A 3,071-nucleotide genomic window follows, 5' to 3' on the forward strand; every position below is an offset into this window, starting at 1 on the left:
CAATCTGAATATTTGGTGATGATGGCATAGAGGGTACACTCCTTCCCATTCCGAACAGGAAAGTTAAGCTCTATAACGCCGATGGTACTGCACGGGTGACTGTGTGGGAGAGTAGGAAGTTGCCAAGTGAAAACAAGAGAAAAAGTCAGTAGTTAATTCTACTGGCTTTTTTTGTGCACATAATTATCCACAGTTTAAAATAGAAGGTAGAAAAAAGATTAAATTGTGTGGATAATTTAATGGATAACTTGATAATTTTAATATGTTATAAGAAGAATATGGATAAAATTACAAAAAACAAGTATAGAAGAAATAAACTCTTTTCAAATAAATAGAAAAATTATACAATTTAAGTGATGATATAGATCTAAATATTTTAAATTTACTTAATGATATATATTAATTGAGATAAAAAAGTAAGTGAGGGATTAAATGCGAGGGTTTATGATAGAGCAGGTTATATTTATAGTAGGTATAATTCTTCCAACACTGTATTGTTCAAAGGGATTAGAAGAAAAAGAGAGAAAGACTATATTTTTTATGGGGATTTTAAGTAGTTTTTTTATAGGAATAACAGAAATGAGAATTTTATTTATAATGGTGTATGAAATATCGATAATTATATATCTTTGTATGAAAGATTTAAATTTCAATGAGGTGTTGCTAGTTTTAAATGGAAATTTAATATTACTTATAATTACTATATTGATATTTAAAGATAGATTAAATGAACCTTTATTAATAGGTATTGTAATTACTAATATAGTGTTGCAGATAAATTTATGGAAAGTAAAAAAATTCAGAGGGGAAAATTTAAGTATCTTATTTGCTGGATTAATTATAATGTATTTTAGTAAAGTGAATCAGGTAAATATGATAATTGGCATATTAGGGATTATGGCAATTAGATATTTATTAATTAATGTAAAAATTCAAAAAGAGATTGAAGAAAAAAATCAAACTTTAGAAGCCACAAATAATTGTATGATGATGTTAGAGGAAGCTAATATGGATATGAGGAAGTTTAAGCATGATTATGTAAATATATTATTGATAATGAATGAGTATATTAAGGAATCAAAGGAGCAGGAGCTAAGGGATTTTTTTGAGATGAATATATTGAAAACAAAAGATGATTTTATTAAAGATGATATTAATTTAAATGGGCTTAATAGAGTTAAGCTTTATAATTTGAAAGGAATTATCAGAGGAAAGATAGTTAAAGCTCAAAACTTAGGGCTAAATATAATTATAGAAAATTCTTTTAAAGATGAGGGGATGTATTTATATGAAATGCTGGTGGAAGGGAAATCAACTAAGGGTAATGGCAGGGGAATAGGATTAACTATTGTAAATGAAATTCTGAGTAAATATAATGATGTAGTTCTAGATACAAAAATAGAAAACGGGATGTTTATTCAACATATAATAATTGATTAAGGGGATAAAAGGATTGAAAATTTATATTTGTGAGGATGATGAAAAGTTTAGAAAAGATTTGAAAGCTATTATAGAAAAAATTATAGTCAGAGAAGATTTGGATATGAAGATAAAAAAGTCAACAGGAAAAGGAAATGAGCTTTTAAATAGTATAGAAGGAACTGGAATATATTTTTTAGATGTTGATTTAAAAGAAGAAATAAATGGCATAGAATTAGGAAGTAAAATAAGAAAGCTAGATCCAAATGGATTTATCATATTTATAACAACTTATGGAGAGATGGGATATCTAACTTTTAAATATAAAGTTGAAGCTATGGACTATATAGTTAAAGGAGATTATGAAAATTTAGAGCAAAGAATAACTGAATGTATTAAAGAAGCCAATAAAAGATATATATTGAAAGAGAATATAGAGGGAATTTTTATGGTTAAAACAAGAGAGCAGATTCTAAGAATTCCATATAAAGAAATAATGTTTTTTGAAACAGCACAAAAGATACATAAGATAAGAATACACAGTTTAAATAGGCAGATAGAGTTTTATGGGAAGATGAAGGAACTAGAGAAAGAGTTAGGAGATAAATTTTTAAGAATTCATGCTTCTTATTTAGTGAATAAAGAAAAGATAAAAGAGATAGATAGTAAATAGAATATTAAATAGAGAGAACATGATATATATATAGGGAATTAATAAATAAGAAGGGAAAAATATGAGTGAAGAAGTATTAGTGTATGGAATAATTATTGCAGCAAGTCTTATGATGAATCTTTTTCCTATAATAGGGAAGAAAAGAAACTCAATAGAAATTTCTACTTTTATTATGTCTACAGGATATGGGGGATATACTTTATCAAAGAATGATGAGGGTGTGAAAAATCAAATTACTAGAGAAGAGTATTTAAATAAATCATTAAGGCTCCAAATAATATTTAATACAATAAATATTATTTATTGCTTAGTTTGTCTTTTATTTAAAATAGACTATATAGCGATTTTTCTTATAATTCCTATAGGTTTTGGAGAACTTATAGCATTTTGGAAAAACTTAAAAAAATATAGTGTAAAGATATAAGGGAGATAAATATATTATAGAAGCATATATTTATAGTGAATAATAAAAAAATGAAATAATTATTAGAATAAATAAGTTTGCTAATATAGAGAAATAATAATACTATTAAAAAGAAAATTTAAATTTAAATAACCACTTTAAAAGATATGATAATGTTTACTTAACAGTAGAATATAGTAACACAGAACCAAGTGTGTCACAATGAGTATAATAGAGATAAAAATAGAAAATAAAAGAAAAAGAAGAATAATGTTGATAAATAGCGAAAAATGATAAATACTGAAAGAATATAGATGTTATTATAAGTGAGTCGCTTGAAGCAAGAACAAATCTTCTGAGAGAGACACACGAAAAGAAATTTGAAAACATATTAAAAAAGATGTTGACAAAGAAAACTTTGAGTGGTAAGATAAACAAGTCGCCAAAAGCGATTGAACAAAAATGGTCTTTGAAAATTGAACAGATTAATATATAAACAAACTTAAACCAGCAATTCTTTTATTAGTAAGTTTTATGAGCAATTTAAGATTAAACTTTTTATTGAGAGTTTGATCC

At 25.4% G+C, this 3,071-nt stretch carries 3 protein-coding genes and 1 rRNA gene; all 4 read left to right on the plus strand.

The window, feature by feature from the left end:
• The first annotated feature begins 11 nt into the window (after positions 1–11).
• The 4 genes from rrf (at position 12) to ACRDDY_RS10445 (ending at position 2,516) form a co-directional block, all read left to right on the plus strand.
• Positions 12–128 (plus strand): 5S ribosomal RNA (gene rrf / locus ACRDDY_RS10430).
• A gap of 304 nt (positions 129–432) precedes the next feature.
• Positions 433–1,440 carry a GHKL domain-containing protein gene (locus tag ACRDDY_RS10435; RefSeq protein ID WP_438564890.1) on the plus strand — a complete coding sequence of 336 codons (1,008 nt, stop codon included), beginning with the start codon at positions 433–435 and terminating at the stop codon, positions 1,438–1,440.
• 13 nt (positions 1,441–1,453) lie between these two features.
• The gene (locus ACRDDY_RS10440; RefSeq protein ID WP_438564891.1) at positions 1,454–2,092 is read left to right on the plus strand and encodes a LytR/AlgR family response regulator transcription factor; all 639 of its coding nucleotides are present in this window, start codon (positions 1,454–1,456) and stop codon (positions 2,090–2,092) included.
• A gap of 61 nt (positions 2,093–2,153) precedes the next feature.
• Positions 2,154–2,516: a hypothetical protein gene (locus ACRDDY_RS10445; protein WP_438564892.1), complete on the plus strand. Its 363-nt coding sequence runs from the start codon at positions 2,154–2,156 to the stop codon at positions 2,514–2,516.
• Positions 2,517–3,071 lie beyond the last annotated feature (555 nt).

Source organism: Clostridium sp. (assembly GCF_051656525.1).
Classification (GTDB): Bacteria; Bacillota; Clostridia; order Clostridiales; family Clostridiaceae; genus Clostridium.

Bases quoted from the DNA above. Each gene is read 5' to 3' on its own strand.
- ACRDDY_RS10445 (WP_438564892.1), top strand. From the start codon at position 2,154: ATGAGTGAAGAAGTATTAGTGTATGGAATAATTATTGCAGCAAGTCTT.
- ACRDDY_RS10435 (WP_438564890.1), top strand. From the start codon at position 433: ATGCGAGGGTTTATGATAGAGCAGGTTATATTTATAGTAGGTATAATT.